Source organism: Vibrio sp. J2-4, assembly GCF_021728155.1.
GTDB classification, from domain to species: domain Bacteria; phylum Pseudomonadota; class Gammaproteobacteria; order Enterobacterales; family Vibrionaceae; genus Vibrio; species Vibrio diabolicus.
Genome location: NZ_JAKKCN010000007.1, coordinates 1 through 20,477 on the forward strand (window position 1 = coordinate 1; position 20,477 = coordinate 20,477).

Annotated in this window: 24 protein-coding genes; 8 read left to right on the forward strand and 16 right to left on the reverse strand. The window is 46.5% G+C overall.

Annotated elements, in window-relative coordinates; all coding sequences use genetic code 11:
• From L3V32_RS21120 to fkpA, 9 genes are all read right to left on the reverse strand, one after another.
• Window positions 1-128 (reverse strand): GTP-binding protein (locus L3V32_RS21120; RefSeq protein WP_227484038.1); only part of this gene is annotated, 128 nt, incomplete at its 3' end.
• A 153-nt stretch (window positions 129-281) separates the two neighbouring features.
• Window positions 282-2,381, reverse strand: a complete 2,100-nt coding sequence (fusA, locus tag L3V32_RS21125) for an elongation factor G (RefSeq protein WP_005397643.1) — start codon at window positions 2,379-2,381, stop codon at window positions 282-284.
• A 75-nt stretch (window positions 2,382-2,456) separates the two neighbouring features.
• On the reverse strand, window positions 2,457-2,927 hold the full coding sequence (rpsG, locus tag L3V32_RS21130) for a 30S ribosomal protein S7 (protein ID WP_005382796.1): 471 nt from the start codon (window positions 2,925-2,927) through the stop codon (window positions 2,457-2,459).
• 101 nt (window positions 2,928-3,028) lie between these two features.
• A complete protein-coding gene (gene rpsL / locus L3V32_RS21135) occupies window positions 3,029-3,403 on the reverse strand; it encodes a 30S ribosomal protein S12 (RefSeq protein ID WP_004399892.1) in 375 nt (124 codons plus the stop codon).
• Between the two features lie 177 nt (window positions 3,404-3,580).
• Window positions 3,581-3,856 (reverse strand): sulfurtransferase complex subunit TusB, encoded by a 276-nt coding sequence (tusB, locus tag L3V32_RS21140; RefSeq protein WP_041852883.1) that lies wholly within the window; start codon window positions 3,854-3,856, stop codon window positions 3,581-3,583.
• A 7-nt stretch (window positions 3,857-3,863) separates the two neighbouring features.
• A complete protein-coding gene (gene tusC, locus L3V32_RS21145) occupies window positions 3,864-4,220 on the reverse strand; it encodes a sulfurtransferase complex subunit TusC (protein ID WP_237285142.1) in 357 nt (118 codons plus the stop codon).
• Window positions 4,217-4,612, reverse strand: a complete 396-nt coding sequence (gene tusD, locus L3V32_RS21150; RefSeq protein ID WP_005397650.1) for a sulfurtransferase complex subunit TusD — start codon at window positions 4,610-4,612, stop codon at window positions 4,217-4,219. The genes tusC and tusD overlap by 4 nt, the downstream gene beginning before the upstream one ends.
• A complete protein-coding gene (locus tag L3V32_RS21155) occupies window positions 4,609-5,331 on the reverse strand; it encodes a transcriptional regulator (protein ID WP_031780643.1) in 723 nt (240 codons plus the stop codon). Before L3V32_RS21155 ends, tusD begins: the two co-directional genes overlap by 4 nt.
• 143 nt (window positions 5,332-5,474) lie before the next feature.
• Window positions 5,475-6,257 carry an FKBP-type peptidyl-prolyl cis-trans isomerase gene (gene fkpA, locus L3V32_RS21160; protein WP_047010413.1) on the reverse strand — a complete coding sequence of 261 codons (783 nt, stop codon included), beginning with the start codon at window positions 6,255-6,257 and terminating at the stop codon, window positions 5,475-5,477.
• A gap of 128 nt (window positions 6,258-6,385) precedes the next feature.
• On the opposite strand from fkpA, the gene L3V32_RS21165 reads away from it, so the two are divergent.
• Both L3V32_RS21165 and L3V32_RS21170 read left to right on the forward strand, forming a co-directional pair.
• Complete coding sequence (locus L3V32_RS21165) at window positions 6,386-7,372, forward strand: WD40 repeat domain-containing protein (protein WP_182037330.1); 987 nt, start codon at window positions 6,386-6,388, stop codon at window positions 7,370-7,372.
• Entirely contained in the window at window positions 7,369-7,596 is a 228-nt protein-coding gene (locus tag L3V32_RS21170) for a SlyX family protein (RefSeq protein ID WP_005381455.1), read from the forward strand. Before L3V32_RS21165 ends, L3V32_RS21170 begins: the two co-directional genes overlap by 4 nt.
• Before the next feature lie 84 nt (window positions 7,597-7,680).
• Here L3V32_RS21170 and L3V32_RS21175 read toward each other — a convergent pair whose 3' ends face one another.
• From L3V32_RS21175 to kefG, 5 genes are all read right to left on the reverse strand, one after another.
• Window positions 7,681-8,622 (reverse strand): isoaspartyl peptidase/L-asparaginase family protein, encoded by a 942-nt coding sequence (locus tag L3V32_RS21175; RefSeq protein ID WP_104975099.1) that lies wholly within the window; start codon window positions 8,620-8,622, stop codon window positions 7,681-7,683.
• Window positions 8,623-8,752: 130 nt separating this feature from the next.
• Window positions 8,753-9,289, reverse strand: a complete 537-nt coding sequence (slyD, locus tag L3V32_RS21180; protein WP_047010415.1) for a peptidylprolyl isomerase — start codon at window positions 9,287-9,289, stop codon at window positions 8,753-8,755.
• Between the two features lie 92 nt (window positions 9,290-9,381).
• Window positions 9,382-9,582, reverse strand: a complete 201-nt coding sequence (locus L3V32_RS21185) for a YheV family putative zinc ribbon protein (protein ID WP_005381449.1) — start codon at window positions 9,580-9,582, stop codon at window positions 9,382-9,384.
• 33 nt (window positions 9,583-9,615) lie between these two features.
• A complete protein-coding gene (kefB, locus tag L3V32_RS21190; protein WP_046874533.1) occupies window positions 9,616-11,412 on the reverse strand; it encodes a glutathione-regulated potassium-efflux system protein KefB in 1,797 nt (598 codons plus the stop codon).
• Window positions 11,396-11,989, reverse strand: coding sequence for a glutathione-regulated potassium-efflux system ancillary protein KefG (gene kefG, locus L3V32_RS21195; protein ID WP_005397668.1), 594 nt, complete (start codon window positions 11,987-11,989; stop codon window positions 11,396-11,398). The genes kefB and kefG overlap by 17 nt, the downstream gene beginning before the upstream one ends.
• A 209-nt stretch (window positions 11,990-12,198) precedes the next feature.
• Between kefG and L3V32_RS21200 the strand changes: the two genes are divergently transcribed.
• The 6 genes from L3V32_RS21200 (at window position 12,199) to crp (ending at window position 17,811) form a co-directional block, all read left to right on the forward strand.
• Window positions 12,199-14,118 (forward strand): ABC transporter ATP-binding protein, encoded by a 1,920-nt coding sequence (locus tag L3V32_RS21200; RefSeq protein WP_054868301.1) that lies wholly within the window; start codon window positions 12,199-12,201, stop codon window positions 14,116-14,118.
• Entirely contained in the window at window positions 14,115-14,603 is a 489-nt protein-coding gene (locus tag L3V32_RS21205) for a TIGR02444 family protein (protein ID WP_237285143.1), read from the forward strand. The genes L3V32_RS21200 and L3V32_RS21205 overlap by 4 nt, the downstream gene beginning before the upstream one ends.
• Window positions 14,604-14,690: 87 nt before the next feature.
• A complete protein-coding gene (locus tag L3V32_RS21210; RefSeq protein WP_237285144.1) occupies window positions 14,691-15,698 on the forward strand; it encodes a hydrolase in 1,008 nt (335 codons plus the stop codon).
• Window positions 15,699-15,731: 33 nt separating this feature from the next.
• Window positions 15,732-15,944 (forward strand): YheU family protein, encoded by a 213-nt coding sequence (locus L3V32_RS21215; RefSeq protein WP_005397677.1) that lies wholly within the window; start codon window positions 15,732-15,734, stop codon window positions 15,942-15,944.
• A gap of 124 nt (window positions 15,945-16,068) precedes the next feature.
• Window positions 16,069-16,938: a phosphoribulokinase gene (locus tag L3V32_RS21220; RefSeq protein WP_005397679.1), complete on the forward strand. Its 870-nt coding sequence runs from the start codon at window positions 16,069-16,071 to the stop codon at window positions 16,936-16,938.
• 240 nt (window positions 16,939-17,178) lie between these two features.
• Window positions 17,179-17,811 carry a cAMP-activated global transcriptional regulator CRP gene (gene crp, locus L3V32_RS21225; RefSeq protein WP_005381432.1) on the forward strand — a complete coding sequence of 211 codons (633 nt, stop codon included), beginning with the start codon at window positions 17,179-17,181 and terminating at the stop codon, window positions 17,809-17,811.
• 145 nt (window positions 17,812-17,956) lie between these two features.
• Here the strand turns inward: crp and L3V32_RS21230 are convergent, their stop codons facing one another.
• Window positions 17,957-18,748: a DUF1338 domain-containing protein gene (locus L3V32_RS21230; protein WP_005397681.1), complete on the reverse strand. Its 792-nt coding sequence runs from the start codon at window positions 18,746-18,748 to the stop codon at window positions 17,957-17,959.
• Window positions 18,749-18,997: 249 nt separating this feature from the next.
• A complete protein-coding gene (gene astD / locus L3V32_RS21235) occupies window positions 18,998-20,455 on the reverse strand; it encodes a succinylglutamate-semialdehyde dehydrogenase (protein WP_237285146.1) in 1,458 nt (485 codons plus the stop codon).
• Between the last annotated feature and the right edge of the window lie 22 nt (window positions 20,456-20,477).

Consider the following 20,477-nt stretch of genomic DNA (forward strand, 5'->3'; position numbering starts at 1 on the left):
ACACCGCCGTAAACTTTAGCAAGAGTAGTACAGATAGCTGCAGTTAGAGTTGTTTTACCGTGGTCAACGTGGCCGATAGTACCAACGTTAACGTGCGGTTTCGTACGTTCAAATTTTTCTTTAGACACGATCGTGTTCCTTCCTAGTTATGATTCGTCGTGATCATTATTGATCGACGACGCGCCAGAAATTGTTATTTTATGCGCCAACGCCCGTTAGCGCAATATTTGGACGCCCTGATCTCGCAAAAAGTCGTAAACTTTTTGTAGTTCAATCGTCAATTAGTAACCACGCTCTGCAATAATTTTATCTGCGAAGTTTTTCGGCACTTCAGCGTACTCGTGAAACTCCATAGAGTAAGACGCACGGCCTTGAGTTGCAGAACGTAGATCAGTTGCGTAACCGAACATTTCAGATAGTGGTACTTGAGCACGGATGATCTTAAGACCAGCCACACCTTCGTCCATGCCTTCAATGATACCGCGACGACGGTTTAGGTCACCAACAACGTCACCCATCCAGTCTTCCGGAGTGGTTACTTCGACATTCATCATTGGTTCTAGAATCACAGGTTGTGCTTCTAGTGCACCTTTCTTGAATGCCATCGAGCCAGCGATCTTAAACGCCATCTCGCTTGAGTCTACATCGTGGTAAGAACCATCAAATAGTGTAGCTTTAATATCTAGTACAGGGTAACCCGCTAGAACACCACTATTCATTTGTTCCTCGATACCTTTCGATACCGAACTGATGTATTCCTTAGGAATCACACCACCCACGATTTCGTCTACGAATACGAAACCTTCGCCAGGTTCAGAAGGCTCAAGTTTGACCCACACATGACCGTATTGACCACGACCACCTGATTGACGAACAAACTTACCTTCAACTTCCGCTTTACCACGAATGGTTTCACGGTAAGCAACCTGAGGTTTACCAACGTTACAATCAACGCTGAATTCACGCTTCATACGATCAACGATAATGTCTAGGTGAAGTTCACCCATACCTGAGATCAGAGTCTGACCTGATTCGTCGTCCGTTTCCACGCGGAATGATGGATCTTCCGCAGCCAGTTTACCTAGCGCGATAGCCATTTTCTCTTGGTCTGCCTTAGAACGAGGTTCTACAGCAATCTGAATAACTGGTTCAGGGAACTCCATGCGCTCTAGAATCACTTTGTGGTTCTGATCACACAGTGTGTCACCTGTTGTTACGTCTTTCAGACCGATAGCAGCAGCGATATCACCAGCGCGAACTTCTTTCACTTCTTCACGCTTATTCGCATGCATCTGAACGATACGACCGAAACGCTCTTTCTTCTCTTTTACAGAGTTGTAAACAGCGTCGCCGGAGTTTACTACACCAGAGTAAACACGCATGAACGTTAGCGTACCCACGAATGGGTCAGTCGCGATCTTAAATGCTAGCGCAGAGAATGGTTCGTTGTCGTCAGCGTGACGCTCAACTTCATTTTCTCTTTCGTCAACACCTTTAATTGCAGGTACGTCAACTGGCGATGGCAAGAACTCGATCACAGCATCTAGTACCGCTTGAACACCTTTGTTCTTAAACGCACTACCACAAGTGGCCAGTACGATTTCGTTGTTTAGTGTACGAGTACGTAGAGCTTGTTTGAGCTCAGCTTCAGTCAATTCACCTTCTTCAAGGTACTTGTCCATCAGCTCTTCGCTAGCTTCAGCAGCGGATTCAACCATGTGGTTGCGCCACTCTTCAGCAAGTTCGATCATGTCAGCTGGGATGTCTTCGTAAGTAAACGAAGTGCCTTGATCGGCTTCATTCCAGTTGATCATCTTCATCTTGATAAGGTCGATGACTCCTCTGAACTCATCTTCTGCACCAACATTCAGTTGGATGGGAACAGGGTTCGCACCAAGACGATTTTTAATTTGGTCCACAACGCGTAGGAAGTCTGCGCCCGCACGGTCCATCTTGTTTACAAATACCAAACGTGGAACGTGGTATTTGTCTGCTTGACGCCATACAGTTTCAGACTGAGGTTCAACACCAGATGAGCCACAGAACACAACCACAGCACCATCAAGTACACGAAGAGAACGCTCTACTTCGATAGTAAAGTCAACGTGTCCAGGGGTATCAATGATGTTTACGCGATGCTCAGGGAACTGTGCTTCCATACCACGCCAGAATGTAGTAGTCGCAGCGGATGTGATAGTGATACCACGTTCCTGCTCCTGCTCCATCCAGTCCATGGTTGCTGCACCATCGTGAACTTCGCCGATTTTGTGAGAAAGGCCAGTGTAGAACAGAATACGCTCAGTTGTGGTTGTTTTTCCTGCATCTACGTGAGCACAGATACCGATATTACGGTAGCGCTCAATAGGAGTTTTACGAGCCACGATTGTATCCTCTTACTAAGGTGTACCTTAGAGTATAGAAAAGTGCTGCGAGAGAACCTCGCAGCACAGAAGGTATTACCAGCGGTAATGAGCGAACGCTTTGTTTGCGTCAGCCATGCGGTGAACGTCTTCACGTTTCTTAACCGCAGTACCTTTGTTCTCAGACGCGTCTAGCATTTCAGCTGCTAGGCGTTGAGCCATAGATTTTTCACCACGCTTGCGCGCAGCTTCAACCAACCAACGCATAGCAAGTGCGTTACGGCGAACCGGACGTACTTCTACAGGTACTTGGTAAGTTGAACCACCAACACGGCGAGATTTAACCTCTACCGCAGGGCGTACGTTTTCAAGAGCTTCTTCAAAAATAGCTAAGTGGTCTTTACCAGACTTTTCAGCCATAGCATCTAGTGCAGTGTAAACGATTTTCTCTGCAGTAGATTTTTTACCGTCAACCATTAGGATGTTAACGAATTTTGCCAGCAATTCAGATTTGAATTTTGGATCTGGAAGGATCTTACGCTGACCAATGACGCGACGACGTGGCATGGATTTATCTCCGTTGTCTTCTTCAGGTTTTATCCAAAACTTTTCAGTTTTTTCAAAAAATTAAAAATAATTTAGTGTTTGGCCTTACTTAACGGAATCCATTAAGACTTAGGACGCTTCACACCGTACTTAGAACGACCTTGTTTACGGTCGTTAACGCCAGCACAGTCAAGTGCACCGCGAACAGTGTGGTAACGTACACCCGGAAGGTCTTTTACACGACCGCCACGGATTAGTACAACACTGTGCTCTTGAAGGTTGTGACCTTCACCGCCGATGTACGATGTAACTTCGAAGCCGTTTGTCAGACGTACACGACAAACTTTACGAAGTGCTGAGTTAGGTTTTTTAGGTGTAGTAGTGTAAACACGAGTACATACACCACGTTTTTGTGGGCACGCTTCTAGTGCAGGCACGTTGCTTTTAACAACTTGCTTTGCACGAGGCTTACGTACCAACTGGTTAATAGTTGCCATTAACTAGCTCCTGATTTACTTGAAAGTAAGCTTTGTGAAAAATCTATCCCCAACTACCATTGCAGTTAGGGACGCAAAATTCTATGCAGCAGTGAGAGGTGTGTCAAGAAATATACGGATCTTTTTTGTTCAATTAGGACAATTCATCCGTAAAGCTTTAGCGACAGTAAATCACGTTCAATCCCAAGTAAGCGATTTATCCTGTTTAACTGTGAGCTCAACGAAGCCTGAGTAATTCACGATCGTCAGTGATGGACTGATACGATTCGCAATACCGCGAGCGTGAATATCGCTCTCTAGCACAAATACACTGCGGTTTTTTAGGTGGGAGAACGCTTTATGCTGCGAATTAGCAGCGTACACGGCATCTTCTATAAGTAAGATGTCATCCTGTGCACTGCATAAGGGCATGGCGTCTTCTAGAGCGGAGACCGTTTTTATAATATGTAGCATAACTTCCTCAGAACGACAGTAGCTTGCCAGCGTGTTGCAACTTATCTTTGAGCTGCTCTGAGCTTAACGCTTGAGCTTCAATGACTAAGTCCGCTTGAGCCAAACCTCGCTGAGCTAATGACTCTGAGCACACAAAGACTTGTTCAATATCGTATAAATCGAAAAGCTTCAGCATCGGCGCATAATCTTTGCTCAAGATCTTACTCGGTTCTTGTCCTAGTAGAAGCTGGTAAACCCCATCGCCCATGAAAATGGCGCTGATATCTTCACAGTAAGCCGATGCGGCTAATAGTGCATCCACACCTTCACGGCCAGCCGCACTGCCATGCGGTGCGCTACGAAATAGATAAGTTAGCTGACTCAAAACTGTACCACTCTGTCTTGGGTTAACATCGCTTCGGCTAAGCTACCTAAGCCGGCTTGCTCAAAACCTTCCGCTAGATTGCTCTGGAGCAAACCATGTTGATTCGCTTCTTCTTCACTTACGATCCCGCGACGCAAAGCCGCAGCAACACAAGTTTCTAGACGAACACCATGCTCTTTTGCCAAAGATTGCCATGCCTTATTGAGATCAAATTCGTCGTTGGCAGGCACACTCAAAGCAGTACCATTGGTCACGCCCTCTTGATAAAAGAAAACGCTCACTAACTGATGGCCTTGCTCAATCACCGCCTTGGCGAACTGATAAGCACTGCGCGCTGACTGGCTACCGTAAACAGGACCGTTCACCACCAACGTGTAAGTCAGTTTACTCACTTTTCATCGTCCTCGGTTTTACGTTGACGAATGTATAAGTAGACGGTGTGTTTTGAAATGTTAAGACGATCTGCAACGCGGTTGATGGCATCTTTAATATCGAAGATGCCTTTGTCGTACAATTCCATCACGATTTGGCGATTCTTGGTGTTGTTCGATACCGATTTATCCGCATTGATCTCTTCGATGGTGCGTTCAACAGTTTGGTCCACCAGCTCTTCTACGTCACTAGCAAAGTTAACCGAGGAAGCCGCTTCTTTTGCTTCTTGCGTTGGCATGAAAGATTGAAGGACTTGCGAGAAGGGCGCGTCCAAGTTGACGTTGATACACAACAAACCAATCACGCGATTTTCACCATTACGAATGGCAACAGTGATCGACTTCATCAACACGCCACCTTTTGCACGGGTAAAGTACGAACGTGAGAAGTTGCGCTCCGAGCCTTCGATGTCTTTTAGCATTTTAAGCGCTAAATCAGTGATCGGTGAGCCGACTTGGCGACCCGTGTTTTCACCGTTAGCGATTTTAATTGCAGAGGTATTTAAGTCTTCTAGCGAGTGAAGAACGATTTCACAAAAGGGACCTATCAGGCTGGCGATACCATCAACGACCGCCTCATAAGATCTTAAAATGATTTTGTCGTGCTCGGTAAACGGCATCACGTTAACGGATTCCATTTCGAGCAACATCTCCGCGTTTATTGTTTCTGTAGTTGTCATAAGCCTTCGAGCGAAAAATCAACAAATTGGTGTAAGTTTATCAGAAAATTTGAAAATCAACCTAGCAAACTCACCAACTAGTGACCTAGAACAAAAAAGGCCCGTTAAACGGACCTTTTTCAATAACTTATCGCTGCTTATTGTTATTGCTCTGCGTTGTCGTTCTCGACTTTTAGCAGCTCAACTTCAAATACTAGCGTTGAGTTAGCAGGAATGCTTGGTGTGTCCTGGTCACCGTATGCTAGCTCTGGCGGGATAACGAATTTGAATTTAGAACCCACAGGCATTAGCTGAACACCTTCTGTCCAACCTGGGATTACACGGTTAAGTGGGAATGTTGCAGGTTCACCACGATCGTAAGAGCTATCAAATTGCGTACCATCGATTAGCGTACCTTTGTAATGTACTTGAACCGTATCAGTGTCTTTTGGCTTCTCGCCTTCAGCTGGAGTAATAACTTGGTATAGAAGACCTGTATCTGTCTTCACTACGCCTTCTTGCTTCTCGAACTCAGCACGGAACTCATCGCCAGCTTTTTTCGCTTCAGCTGCTTTCTCAGCCGCTTGTGCTTGCATCTTTTCAGCAACACGCTTATCTAGAGATTCTAGTGCTGCACGTGTTTCTTCTTCATTCAATTCAGCATTGCCTTTGAAGACGTCTTCGATACCTTTTAGTACCAAGTCTTTGTTAAGATTAATGCCGATTTCGCTTGGCTTGTCGATGCTTGTGCTTAGGTAGTTAGCAAATGAAACACCGATTGCGTATGCCGCTTTATCGTCGTCGGTTTTAAAGTGAACCGCTTTACCGGTTTCTGCTTGAACTTGTTCTGCTTGAGGTGCGGCTTCTGTTTTAGTTTCTTCTTTCTGACAACCTACCGCTAGCATAACTGTTGCAGCAAGTAGCGACACTTTTAAAACTGATTTCATTAAATTCTCCCAATAATGGCTTTGCCATTGGTTGTTGTGCACAAATCTTCTATGAGACTAGTGAAGACAATCGTTATACCAATATACTAGCTATATGTCTTAAGACACAAACCGGATTATTAGATGTGATGCAAAGAATTTCTCATTTATTCCTATATTTAATTGTCATCACCACGTTAAATGGTTGCTTTTTCGCCGAGCGTGAAGTGCAGCGTTGGCCGATAGAGCCTCAGGGTGCGACGAGCTTCGCACTTAGCAGAGATGGACGATTTGCTCTGCTCTATTCTCAGCAACACCATTTGATGTTGTGGGACCTAGAGCAAAATGAACAACTAGCCAACCTAGGTGAGCTCGATGCCGATGCCAACGTGGTATCCCATATTCGTATCTCAGACAATGGTCGCTATGCAGTCACAGCAAGCCAAATGAACTTCGCAGTTTGGGACTTAGGTTGGACGCAATCCGAAGGCCTTTGGTCTATTTCTGATGCGCTCATTCGCGACGTTGATATCACCAGTAACGGTGAACAAGTTCTGCTCGGGTTATCCAACGGTAAAGCAATTTACGTCAACTTAGTCACCGGACGTCGCTTGGAGTTCCTTGCGCATCGTGAAAAAGTCAATTCCGTCGCCATTTCTCCTAATGGCCGCTTCGCACTGACTGGTGGTAATGACTACAAAGCGTATTTGTGGGACACCGAAACCGGACAAGTGCTGCGGACCTTCGAACATGAACAACGGGTTGTTCGTGTTGCCCTGCAACGAGATGGCAAGTTAGCAATGACATCCGATGGCGGAAACCAAGCGGTAATTTGGGATTTAAAAACTGGACAAGAGGTCACACGGTTGAGCAGTTGGTCACGCCAATTGATCTTCTCTACTGCGCGATTTTCTGATGACGGAACTCAGTTAGTGACAGGAACGCCTTCTGGCCGCGTTTCAATATGGGATACTCAAACCGGAAAACGGATTGGCGGATTTGAAGTTGAGCCCAAAAAAGACACTCGCCCTCCCCGTGCGGTCGTGTATGATGCAGCCTTTGATTCAAAACAACGCGTAATTACTGCTACTTCAGCAGGTATTGCCCAAGCTTGGCAGTTAGAGAACGGATCATGACAGAAAAAATCATTCAGCAATTGGAAGCTCGCATTAATGACTTAGAATGTCAGCTTGCGTTCCAAGAACAGACTATTGAAGATCTGAACGGCGCCTTATCGCAGCAGCAACTGCAAATTACCAAGATGCTCGATCAGATGAAATATGTGGTAGGTAAAGTAAAAAATATGGACTCGTCGAATTTAGCCGATCCGTCAGAAGAAACCCCACCACCGCATTATTAAAATGCAGGCTCAAATAGCACAAAGCCCAGAACGTGTTCTGGGCTTTGTTGTATTGATTACTTAAGAAGGTTGCTCAAGAGGAAGCTATTCGTCAGCGTAGATTTTGACGCTCAACTCGCCTTGAGTATTGATGCTAGCTCGGTACATACCAGAGCTGTTCATCGCAAAGTGCAGCTCACCTTGCGCGTCAATTGCGATTAAACCGCCTTCGCCGCCCATCTCTTTCAGTTCCCCCTGAATAATATGCTCACAAGCAGTATGAATATCTTCTTGTAAGTAACGCATCCGCGCGGCGACGTCTTCTGCGACACGTTTACGGATAAAAAACTCACCGACACCCGTAGTTGAAACCGCGACAACGCCATTTTCGGCCACCGTGCCACAGCCTATCAAAGCCGAATCCCCAACTCGATTATATTGCTTATTCGTTACGCCACCCGTGCTGGTGGCAGCGGCTAAGTTACCTTGTTGGTCCAACGCTACTGCTCCGACGGTGCCATGTTTACGATCATCCGGGTAACGAGATTCCGACAAAGCAAACAGCCCTTTCTCACGCATAGACAGCAACTGCTCATAACGGCGATCAGTAAAGAAGTAATCTTGCTCGGTATACTCATGGCCTTGTTCAAAAGCAAACTTCTCTGCGCCCTCACCCACCAACAACACGTGATTGCTGTTTCGCATCACGTCACGAGCGAGCTCAATTGGATTCTTGATATGACGAACACCAGCGACCGCGCCTGCGGCTTGGTTTCGACCATCCATGACAGAGGCGTCCATTTCTACCATTTCGTTGTTGGTCAGCACCGAGCCTTTACCCGCATTAAAGTTAGGCGAGTCTTCCAACACTTTTACTGCAGAAACAACTGCATCCAAAGCGTCGCCGCCTTCCTCAAGAATTTGATGGCCGGCTTTTACCGACGCTTCCAAATCAGCCAAGATGGATTGCTGAAGTTCATTGCTCATCTGTTCACGTAAAATGGTGCCTGCGCCACCATGAATCGCAATCGAGAAAGGTTTTGTCATCGCTTTTTCCATGAGTTGTTCTTTTCTTCTATGCACTACACCTTAGATAAACAAAAAGCGCAAGTTGAAACCTCAACTTGCGCTTTTCAAAGCTTTACTAGATAAGATTATCTAGTGAAGGAGCTTGTGATTAGTGAGAACCACAGCTACCGCCGCCACAGCAACCTTCATCGTCGTGATCATGGTCATGACCACAACCACCAGCTTGATGGATATGACCGTGTTCGATCTCTTCTGCTGTTGCTTCACGTGTAGACATAACTTCTACTTCGAAAGTTAGTGTTTGACCAGCTAGCATATGGTTACCGTCAACAACCACTTCGTTGCCGTCAACTTCTGTTACTTCTACAGGGATTGGACCTTGGTCAGTGTCAGCTAGGAAGCGCATGCCCACTTCGATTTGATCAACGCCTTGGAATACATCCGCAGGAACGCGTTGTACTAGCGCATCGTTATGCTCGCCGTAAGCTTCTTCAGGAGCTACCGTTACTGAGAACTTGTCGCCAGCCACTTTACCTTCAAGCTCTTTTTCAAGACCAGTGATTAGGTTGTTGTGACCGTGAAGGTAATCTAGAGGCGCTTCTGCTGTTGATTGATCAACAACCACACCGTCTTCCAACATTACTTTGTATGCAAGGCTTGCAACAACGTTCTTTTCAATTTTCATACTAACTCCAGGGAGATTAATTGACTTAACCTGAATGGGGTTAAGTACTGAGATATCTGGGTGTATTATGGGGATCAATTATCGAAGTTCAATTATTCCGGCTTAAAAATTCCGATCATTTCCTGATCTGAGTGTTTATTTTTCTCTACAGATTGCGGTTTACGCTGCTCAGTAAACTCACACTCGACACACTCAACTAACTCGATATTATTTTCAATCCACCAGCGCAGGGTATCTTGCTGGCTGCAATTTGGGCAGCTAGCGCCGGCAATAAAACGTTTCTTGATTTTCACGCTATTTCCTTAGCTTGAGTCTTGGCTCAAGTACTACTTCCAATGATTAGGTGACTGATGGTCGCTCTCCATCTCACGACCAAATATTTCTTCTAGCTCTTTGCGTGCCTCTTTCGCTCTCTGAGCCAATTTCTTATCTTCATTGTGCTGAGGCAATAAGTCCTTAAGCATAGCATTATCTAACTTACGAAAATGTGCTTCTGCCCGCTTTGCTTGATAAGGGTGCATACCAAGTTCTACGAGCGCTTGGCGACCGAGATCTAATGCCCCTAAAAATGTTTCGCGAGAGTAATTCTCGACACCGTGGCTCATTAACTGATACGCCTCGACACGGCTTCTTGCTCGGGCTAGCAACTTAAGTTTCGGGAAGTGCACGCGGCAGATATCAACGATGGCCATCACCTCATCAGGTGAATCGGTACAAATGACCAATGCTTCTGCTTTATCTGCGCCAGCAGCCCGCAAAAGATCAATTTGGGTAGCATCGCCATAAAACACTTTGTAACCATACTTGCGCAGTAGGTGGATTTGGCTGGCATCACTTTCTAATACCGTCACTTTGATTTTATTGGCATACATTAAACGTCCAACGATCTGACCGAAACGTCCAAAGCCTGCAATGATCACACGTGGACGACGATCCACTACTTTCGTGGTCATGCCCTCTTCTTCTTGATTCAGGGTATGAGCAAACCATTTTTTTTGTCCCATCAGCAAAAGTGGTGTCGTCACCATGGATAAACTAACCACCACCAACAAAAAAGCTACTTGCTCTTTGGATAAAATGCCCTCTTGGCTCGCTGCGGTAAATATGACAAAGGCAAACTCACCACCTTGGCTTAAAATCGCGGCCATACGGCTTCTCGCTTTGGCTCCGACACGGGCAGCTCTCGCCAATGCATACAAAACCAAGCCCTTAACCACGACCAAAGCCACCACCGCGCCCAGAATCTCTAAAGGGTGTAATGCCAATAACCCCAAATTTACCGCCATGCCAACCGCGATGAAGAACAACCCCAACAACAAACCTTTAAACGGCTCGATAGCGATTTCCAATTCATGTCGATACTCACTCTCAGCCAGCAGAACGCCGGCTAAGAAAGTCCCTAGAGCCATAGAAAGCCCGAGCTTTTGCATCACGACAGAAATCCCAAGCACAACCAACAATGCGGCGACGGTAAAGAGCTCACGAACGCCGCTCATCACAACAAAGCGAAATAGTGGACGCAATAAGAAATGGCCACCAATCAACAGGGCCACTACACTGCCTAATACCGTGAAGACATCCAACCAACTACCGCCACTCTGCCCGCCAGCAAGCAAGGGCAACATTGCCAACATTGGGATCACGGCAATATCTTGAAAGAGCAATACAGCAAAACCAGATTGACCCGTTTCGGTGCCATTGAGCCCTTGCTCTTCAATCACTTTTAGAGCAATTGCCGTCGAGGACAGTGCCAATCCCATCCCAATCACCAAACTCACTTGCATGCTTACGCCGAACATACTGACGACACTGCCCAGCACGGCGGTCGTAACCACCACCTGCGCGCCGCCTAAGCCTAGAATCGGTCCTCGCATTTGCCACAGTTTTTTAGGATTTAGTTCAAGGCCGATCAAGAACAGTAACAACACGACCCCAAGTTCAGCAAAGTGCAAAATAGCATCAACATCACTGATTAAGCCAAGGCCCCAAGGGCCAATCAACACACCGGCAAGTAAATAACCTAAAACCGAGCCAAGTCCGAGACGCTGAGCAATCGGTACCGCAATAACCGCGGCTGAGAGAAAGACCACGCTACTTTGAAGAAACTCACTGGTTATCGCCATACTGACCTCCTTGGTCTGTTGCTTCCCAGTTTTCAAGTGGGTTGTTCAACCACCGACGATACAATTCGGCGTGCTCATACCGCTCAATATCCGAGACATTACGCGACCAATACAACACCAAAGGTTCAATCCAGTGCATTTGACACAAGGCGGCCGTCAGTTCAAACGGTTGTAAGATTTGCTCTAATGGATATTTGTTGTACCCCTTCGCGCTAAAGGCCTCTTCTTTCCCCCCCGTTGTAATCACACTGCGCCAGTATTTTCCCTCTAGCGCCGAACCTCCGCCAAAAGCAAAACCTTTGCCCAGCACTCGGTCCAACCACTCTTTTAACAGGGCTGGGCATGAATACATATAAAGCGGGTGATGAAACACGATCACATCATGCGTGAGCAACAACTCATGTTCGTAATTCACATCAATAAAGAAGTCAGGGTAAACACCGTAAAGATCGTGCACAGTGACGTGTTCAAGCGACTGAGCTTTTTTAATCATCACTTGATTAGCAATCGAGTTATGTGGCTCTGGATGAGCATAAATGACCAGAACTCTTGGGAGAATAGACGGTGCAACAGCCAAATGGTCGTCCTTGTGGTTATTTTTATCCGTTATCAAATTGTTATACTTTTTTGTACAGCATAATGCAATTAAAGCGAATCAATCGACTTTTCCGGCCAATACCCCTACTATTCACCGCTAGATATATACCCAAGTGGCTTTAAAAACGATTGAAACCACTTCGCTATGTAACCAAGCAACGCGCACTGCGCAAAGTGAATGAAAACTTTATGATTACCTTCTCTGATATTCAGTTACTGCGTGGCGGTAAACCTCTTTTAGATCAAGCTTCAGCGACTATCCATCCTGGCGATAAAGTCGGCCTTGTGGGCAAAAACGGCTGCGGTAAATCAACGCTATTTGCATTGCTGAAAGATGAACTGTCGATTGATGCAGGCTCATTTAGCCAACCTCAACATTGGGAGTTGGCCTGGGTCGCACAGGAAACGCCTGCGCTAGAGCGCACTGCACTGGAATACGTCATTGATGGTGATCGCGAGTACCGAGCGCTCGAAAAGCAGTTGGCTGAAGCGGAAGCACAAGACAACGGCACCTTGGTTGCCGAGATCCACGGTAAAATTGAAACCATCGGCGGTTATAGCATTCGCGCTCGCGCGGCAGAATTGCTCGACGGTTTAGGTTTCAGCCAAGAGCAAATGAGTTGGAGTTTGACTCAATTCTCTGGTGGTTGGCGTATGCGCCTTAACTTAGCCCAGGCGCTATTGTGCCGTTCTGACTTATTGCTACTCGATGAGCCAACCAACCACTTGGACTTAGACGCAGTTATGTGGCTTGAACGTTGGCTACAAAACTACCCAGGCACACTGATCCTGATCTCGCACGACCGTGACTTCCTTGACCCAATTGTTGGCCGTATTATCCACATCGAAAACCAACAATTGAACGAATACACGGGTAACTATTCGTCGTTCGAAAACCAACGAGCGCAAAAAATGGTGCTGCAGCAAGCGATGTTCGAGAAGCAACAGAAACAGATGTCGCACATGCAAAGCTACATCGACCGCTTCCGTTATAAAGCCTCTAAAGCACGCCAGGCTCAAAGCCGTATTAAAGCTTTGGAGCGTATGGAAAAAGTGTTACCCGCTCAATTCGATAACCCATTTAGCTTCCAATTCCGTGAGCCCGCGGCGCTGCCAAACCCAATCATGATGATGGATGAAGTATCGGCAGGCTACGGTGACAACCTGATCTTAGAGAAGATCCGCTTGAACTTGGTTCCTGGCAGTCGCATTGGTCTGCTCGGCCGTAATGGCGCGGGTAAATCGACCTTAATCAAATTACTCTCTGGTGAGCTTAACGCGCAAGGTGGCGATCTGACTTACTCACAAGGCGTAAAAATAGGTTACTTTGCTCAGCATCAATTAGAAACGCTGCACCCAGAGGAAACGCCGCTGCAACACATGATGCAGATCGCGCCGGATCAAACCGAACAACAGCTACGTGATTACCTAGGCAGCTTTGGCTTCCAAGGCGACAAAGCACTGGAGAGCGTCGCGCCGTTTTCGGGTGGTGAAAAAGCCCGTTTAGTGCTGGCCTTAATTGTGTGGCAAAAGCCAAACCTGTTGCTACTTGATGAACCAACCAACCACTTGGATTTGGACATGCGTCAGGCATTGACGATGGCACTGCAAACGTTCGAAGGTGCAATGGTGATTGTTTCGCACGACCGTTACCTATTGCGTGCTACAACCGATGACTTGTACTTGGTGCACGATCGTCAAGTTGCGCCGTTCGATGGTGACTTAAACGACTACTACAAGTGGTTAACCGAGCAACAAAGAGCGGAACGCAAAGAGGCACAAGCCACACAGCCAGCCAAAGATAGCGCCAACAGCGCCGCAGCGAAAAAAGAGCAGAAACGTCGCGATGCAGAATTTCGTAAGCAGACGGCGCCAATTCGCAAAACGCTGACACAATTAGAAAATAAAATGGATAAGTTAGGTGCTGCACTGGCCGAAGCTGAAGAACAATTGGCAGATAACTCACTGTATGAAGCCGAAAATAAAGCTAAACTTAACCAAGTGCTGGCTCTTCAAGCTTCTAGTAAGGCAGAGCTCGAAGAAATTGAAATGGAATGGATGTCTGCTCAGGAAGAACTAGAGCAGATGGAGCTAGAGTTTAATCAATGAGTAATCAACACGCTGAATACACACTCACCCTAGAACACCTTTGGCAGTTCAGTCTGCAGTTTTATGGTGTGCGAGAAGTGAAAGAAGCGTGTTTATCATTGCAGAACAATTATCACGGCAACGTGAACCTACTCCTGCTGCTCAGATGGCTCGATGAGCAGCAACTCATTTTCCAAGAAAAAGACTGGCCTCTGGTACAAAGCTGTCTGGGCCGAAGCGAAACCTTATTGCACTCTTTTCGCGACTTACGTCGCCATCTTAAGTCTCAAGTCAATGACGCTTTATATCGTGAAACCTTGCAGTTTGAGCTGCAACTAGAAAAGCAGCAACAAGCGGATTTGGTGAACTGCATTAACTCGCTCACGCTGGTCAAAAATGATGGCGCCCCACTCACGCTGAGATACTGTCGTCAACTTGGTGGTGAGCATTTGCAACAGGCCTTTGCTATTCCGGTGCCAAACATTCCCCCACCAAAACGCCCATAAATCTGTAGAATACCTATAATCTTTATAAAGGATTATATTAATAAGTTCTTCAACTGACACCGAAGAACCGCATAAGAGCAGTTAGGTATGACACAATTTTTCGCAGCAGCCGGGATCAAAAACCCGCATCTTCAAACGCTTTTACCGCGTTTTATTCGCAAAAAAGCGTTGTTTACGCCGATTTGGCAAACCCTCGATACATCCGATGGCGATTTTCTCGATCTCGCATGGAGCGAGGACCCAACCCAAGAGCCTGCGCAAAAAAAGCCGATTTTTGTTTTATTTCATGGACTAGAAGGCTGCTTCTATAGCCCTTACGCCAATGGCCTAATGAATGCATTTGCTCAATCCGGATGGCTGTCGGTGATGATGCATTTCCGCGGTTGTAGCGGTAAGCCAAACAAGAAAGCTCGCGCCTATCATTCTGGTGAAGTGACTGACGCCCGCCACTTCTTAGAGCACCTTGAGCAACGCTTTCCTGATAACCCCAAAGTTGCGGTTGGTATTTCTCTTGGCGGTAACATGTTGGCGAATTATTTAGCCCAATACAAAGACCACCCCATTTTGAATGCGGCGACCATTATCTCAGCGCCTTTAGACCTAGCAGCGTGTGCGAACCGTATTGAACAAGGCTTTTCGAAAGTGTATCGCCGTTACCTGCTCTCTTCGCTCAAACGCAACGCGTTGCAAAAACATCACTTGTTGCATGGCGAGCTCGCTTTGTCCTACAACTCAATAAAACGTGTCACACGATTGTATGAATTCGATGATTTGATCACGGCACCACTGCACGGTTTTAAAGACGCACAAGATTATTACGATCAATGTTCTGGCTTAAGTAAATTACAACAGATCACGCTACCGACACTGATCATTCACGCCAAAGACGATCCATTCATGACCGACGATGTGATCCCGAAATTTGTTCTGCCAGATAATATTGATTACCGTCTCTTTGAGCACGGTGGGCATGTTGGTTTCCTTACAGGTTCAGCGCTCAAGCCGAAATTTTGGTTGGAAGAAGCGCTGCCAGCGTATTACGAAAGTATTGCCGCAGATTACCTTTCTGCTGTATCCAAGCCGCGAAAGCAGTAAACTAGCCGCTCATCATAAAAGTTCGAGGTATTTATGATCATTCCATGGCAAGACATTGCGCCAGAAACATTGGAAAACTTAATTCGTGAATTCGTCTTACGTGAAGGCACGGATTACGGAACCGTCGAGGTTTCTTTGCAAGACAAAGTGGATCAAGTAAAAACTCAATTAGAAAAAGGCGAAGCGGTTATCGTGTTCTCTGAACTGCACGAAACCGTCGATATTCAGGTAAAAACAAAATTTTAGACCCTTCACATTTTACCGTACCCCACTCAATGACAAGGCATTGTTACGTGCTATAGTGGGTTATCGACCGTGCAGTAGCAGCCTACTGCACATTACAGGTAAGTAATTTTCGACAAGGTTTGTCATGTCAGCTAAACACCCAATTATTGCGGTTACTGGTTCATCCGGTGCCGGCACGACCACTACATCTGAAGCCTTCCGTAAGATGTTCAATATGATGAACGTTAAACCCGCATGGGTTGAAGGCGACAGCTTCCATCGCTTTACTCGCCCTGAAATGGATATAGAAATCCGTAAAGCGCGCGAGCAAGGTCGACACATTAGCTACTTTGGCCCTCAAGCTAATGACTTTCCAGGATTGGAAGAGTTTTTCCGTAAATATGGTCACGATGGCGCAGGCAGCGTACGTCGCTACCTACACACCTTTGACGAGGCCGTACCTTATAATCAAATGCCTGGTACCTTCACACCGTGGCAGGACTTACCGGAGAACAGTGACGTTCTCTTCTATGAAGGCTTGCACGGCGGTGTTGTGGATGGCGATGTTAATGTTGCGCAGCATGTGGATTTCTTGATTGGTATGGTACCAATCGTAAACTTAGAGTGGATCCAAAAGTTTGTGCGTGATACTCGTGACCGCGGTCATTCACGAGAAGCAGTAATGGATTCTATCGTGCGCTCGATGGACGATTATCTTAACTACATCACTCCGCAATTTTCTCGCACTCATATTAACTTTCAGCGCGTCCCAACGGTCGATACCTCCAACCCCCTTAATGCGAAGGGTATCCCAAGCCTGGATGAGAGCTTTGTCGTAATTCGCTTGCGTGGGATAAAGAAAGTCGACTTCCCATATCTCCTGGCTATGATTGATGGCTCATTCATGTCACGCCACAACACGATTGTCGTACCAGGCGGTAAGATGAGCTTTGCAATGGAGCTCATAGTTCGGCCTATCCTACAACAGCTCATCGAAACAGGGAAAATTGGCTAAAAACCTGCCTGCGAAGATGTTTACTTTTCATACCGTGATCATGTGCACAGTTTTGCTTACAAAATCTCAATCATGGCACGATTAAAATCAAGAAATCGTTTTCGAAAAAGGATACTATTTCTTACCGAAACACAAGAGAGCTTGCAGCATATAAAAAGTGCTCTTATTCTAGTAGACCTAATTCAGGCTTAGCTAAAATATGGATAGCGCAAGCGTACCCTGCAGAGGAAGTGAGATATTATGGTTCTAGGTAAACCTCAAACCGACCCAACATTAGAGTGGTTTCTTTCACACTGTCATATTCATAAGTACCCTTCAAAGAGCACGCTAATTCACGCGGGCGAAAAGGCAGAAACTTTGTACTACATCGTTAAAGGTTCTGTTGCGGTTCTTATCAAAGACGAAGAAGGTAAGGAGATGATCCTTTCTTACCTAAACCAAGGAGACTTTATTGGTGAACTTGGTCTATTCGAGGAAGACCAAGAGCGCACAGCTTGGGTTCGTGCTAAATCTCCTTGTGAAGTTGCTGAAATTTCTTTCAAGAAATTCCGTCAGCTTATCCAAGTAAACCCAGACATCCTAATGCGCCTTTCTGCGCAGATGGCTCGTCGTCTTCAAGTAACTAGCCAAAAAGTGGGTGACCTGGCGTTCCTAGACGTAACTGGTCGTATCGCTCAGACGCTTCTGAACCTTGCAAAACAACCAGACGCAATGACTCACCCAGACGGCATGCAAATCAAGATCACTCGTCAAGAAATCGGTCAAATCGTTGGCTGTTCTCGTGAGACAGTAGGTCGTATCTTGAAAATGTTAGAAGAGCAGAACTTAATCTCTGCGCACGGTAAAACTATCGTGGTTTACGGTACTCGTTAATCTCAAACCAGAGTGACGCGAACAAAATTATAAAAGCCACCAATGGCGACATTGGTGGCTTTTTATTTGTCTTGTAACCACATTAAGCTCAGAGCAACAAAAGACTAATGAGCAAGTTGGTTAGCCGAAAGGTTAACCCTAAAAGTTAGCCATTCGTACTTTCAAAGATTTTGTCCGCTGAAGCCGCCACAAAACCTGGGTACAGCTCACCGTTTTCCATCGGGTAGCGCTTAGCAAACTCGTAAAAGCCACCAGGGATAATTTCAGTGCCTTCGCTAAAGCGAACCGCCACTTTATCCGCCATGGTCGATGATTGTTCTAGCAGCACCTCGGGAGTGCCCTTCACTTCCCCGCCGTTTTCATTAATGGTAAATCCGGCCGTACGTAAGTGATCGTTTACTTGCTTCACTTCTTCGTATTCATTGAGCTGGTTAACGCTCACCGTGAAGTGGTTTGCGCCGTAACCATGCGCAGCCAACCAAGATGCATACTCACTTTCTTTAGCCAACGTTTGGTAGTCAGCAAAGCTTAAATCCCACAATCGTCCACCATGTAAGAATGCGCTATCGTTTAGCTTGCCTGCATCGACTTGTGCCACCAGCTTTTTCACAATCTCTTGCAGCTCAGGCGAACACTCCTCAACTTTTAGCTCACTAATAAAGACTTTAGGTTGCTTCGGATCAGGGTGCTCATAGTGTTTAGCAACCAGCTTTTTACTTTCGAAAACGTAGTCACCACATGCCTGGTAGCCAATGGCTACAAATGGTTTAGCTAAGGTTTCGATACCAAGAGGCGCAATATTGAAGGTACGTAAAGCTATATGATCATTAATCAGAGGCTCATCTTCTTGAAGCAGCTGATGTACTTTCGCAGCTGAGGGGCAAAGACGTTGAATGTAATCTTGCCATAGCGATTCAAATAACACATCGGGCGTCATAACGACTCCTTGTTACGAGATGTAGAGTTAAAAGGTAAGCGGAAGTTGACTGCTCGCTCACAACGAAAAGTTGTCCAGAATAATGAACGAGCAGCCATCAACCTGTGACGGTAAATGCCAGTCAGTCAACACGCTTTTCCGAGTCTTTGCTCACTTTCCGTGTTCTGCCAACGATCACTACAACCCATACCTAAATGATTCGCCGGCAAGGTGAGCCGCAATACATGGTTGCGACTCTGTTATTAAAACTTATAGCGCCACACCTGGGCTTAATGTTGCAGGCAAGATAGTCTCTTGACCTTCCATTGATGCCATCGGGTACGCACAGTAGTCTGCTGCGTAATAAGCGCTTGGACGTAGGTTACCTGACGCACCAGGGCCACCAAATGGCGCATCACCACTTGCACCTGTGAGCTGGCGGTTACGGTTCACGATCCCTGCACGAATATGGTCAACGAAGTGTTCCCATTCTTGGTCGTCAGTTGAAACTAAACCAGCAGAGAGACCAAAGCGCGTGTCGTTCGCCAGTTCTACGGCTTTTTCTAGCCCTTCGTAACGCACCACTTGCAGAAGTGGACCGAAGTACTCTTCATCTGGTAGCTCAGCAATGTTCGTTACATCAATAATGCCCGGAGAAACAAACGCCGCCTCTCCTGCTTTAGCTTCAATCAAGCTTTCACCACCAAGTGATTGAAGGTTCGCTTGTGCATCGAGAATGAACTTGGCTGCGGCAACGGAGATTTGCGGCCCCATAAATGGAGCAGGCTCTGCAAATGGTTGGTCTACGCGAATATTCTTCGTCGCTTCAACCAGTTTCGTGATGAGCGCATCACCTTTCTCACCCAATGGCACGTACAAACGACGAGCACACGTACAACGTTGACCAGCACTGATAAACGCTGACTGGATGATGGTGTACACCGTGGCATCCAAATCACCGTATTTATCAGAGATCACCATCGGGTTATTACCCCCCATTTCTAGTGCTAACATTTTGCCTGGTTGACCCGCAAATTGACGGTGCAATACATGCCCCGTGTTCGCGCTGCCCGTGAACAGTACGCCATCAATGCCTTTCGCATCAGCAAGCGCAATACCGGTTTCTTTCGCACCTTGGACAAGGTTGATCACGCCTTTCGGCAGACCTACTTCTTCCCAAAGTTTCATAGCTAGCTCGCCAGTCCAAGGCGTTTGCTCGGATGGCTTGAACACAACGGTGTTACCCGCTAGTAACGCAGGCACAATGTGACCATTTGGTAGGTGGCCAGGGAAGTTATATGGGCCAAATACCGCCATCACGCCCAGTGGGCGATGACGTAACACAATTTGGTTGCCCGCCGCTTCACGGCTCGCTTCACCAGTGCGGTCATGGTAAGCACGAATAGAGATTGCAATTTTACCTGCCATTGCCGCTGCTTCAGTGCGCGTTTCCCAAATTGGCTTACCAGTTTCTTTGGCAATGACTTCAGCGATTTTCTCGCTGTTCTCTTTTACTTTCTCAGCAAAAGCCAACACGATCGCTTCACGCTCTGCAAATGGGCGTTTTTTCCAGTCAATAAACGCTTCACGCGCTGCAGATACCGCTTGATTCACCTGCTCTGCCGTTGCACCGTTGCCTTGCCAGATCACTTCTTGGTTGTAAGGTGACAGAGACGTAAATGCTTCACCCTGACCTTGTACCCATTCACCTGCAATCCAATGTGTCATTGTTTCTATCCTTAAATTCTGT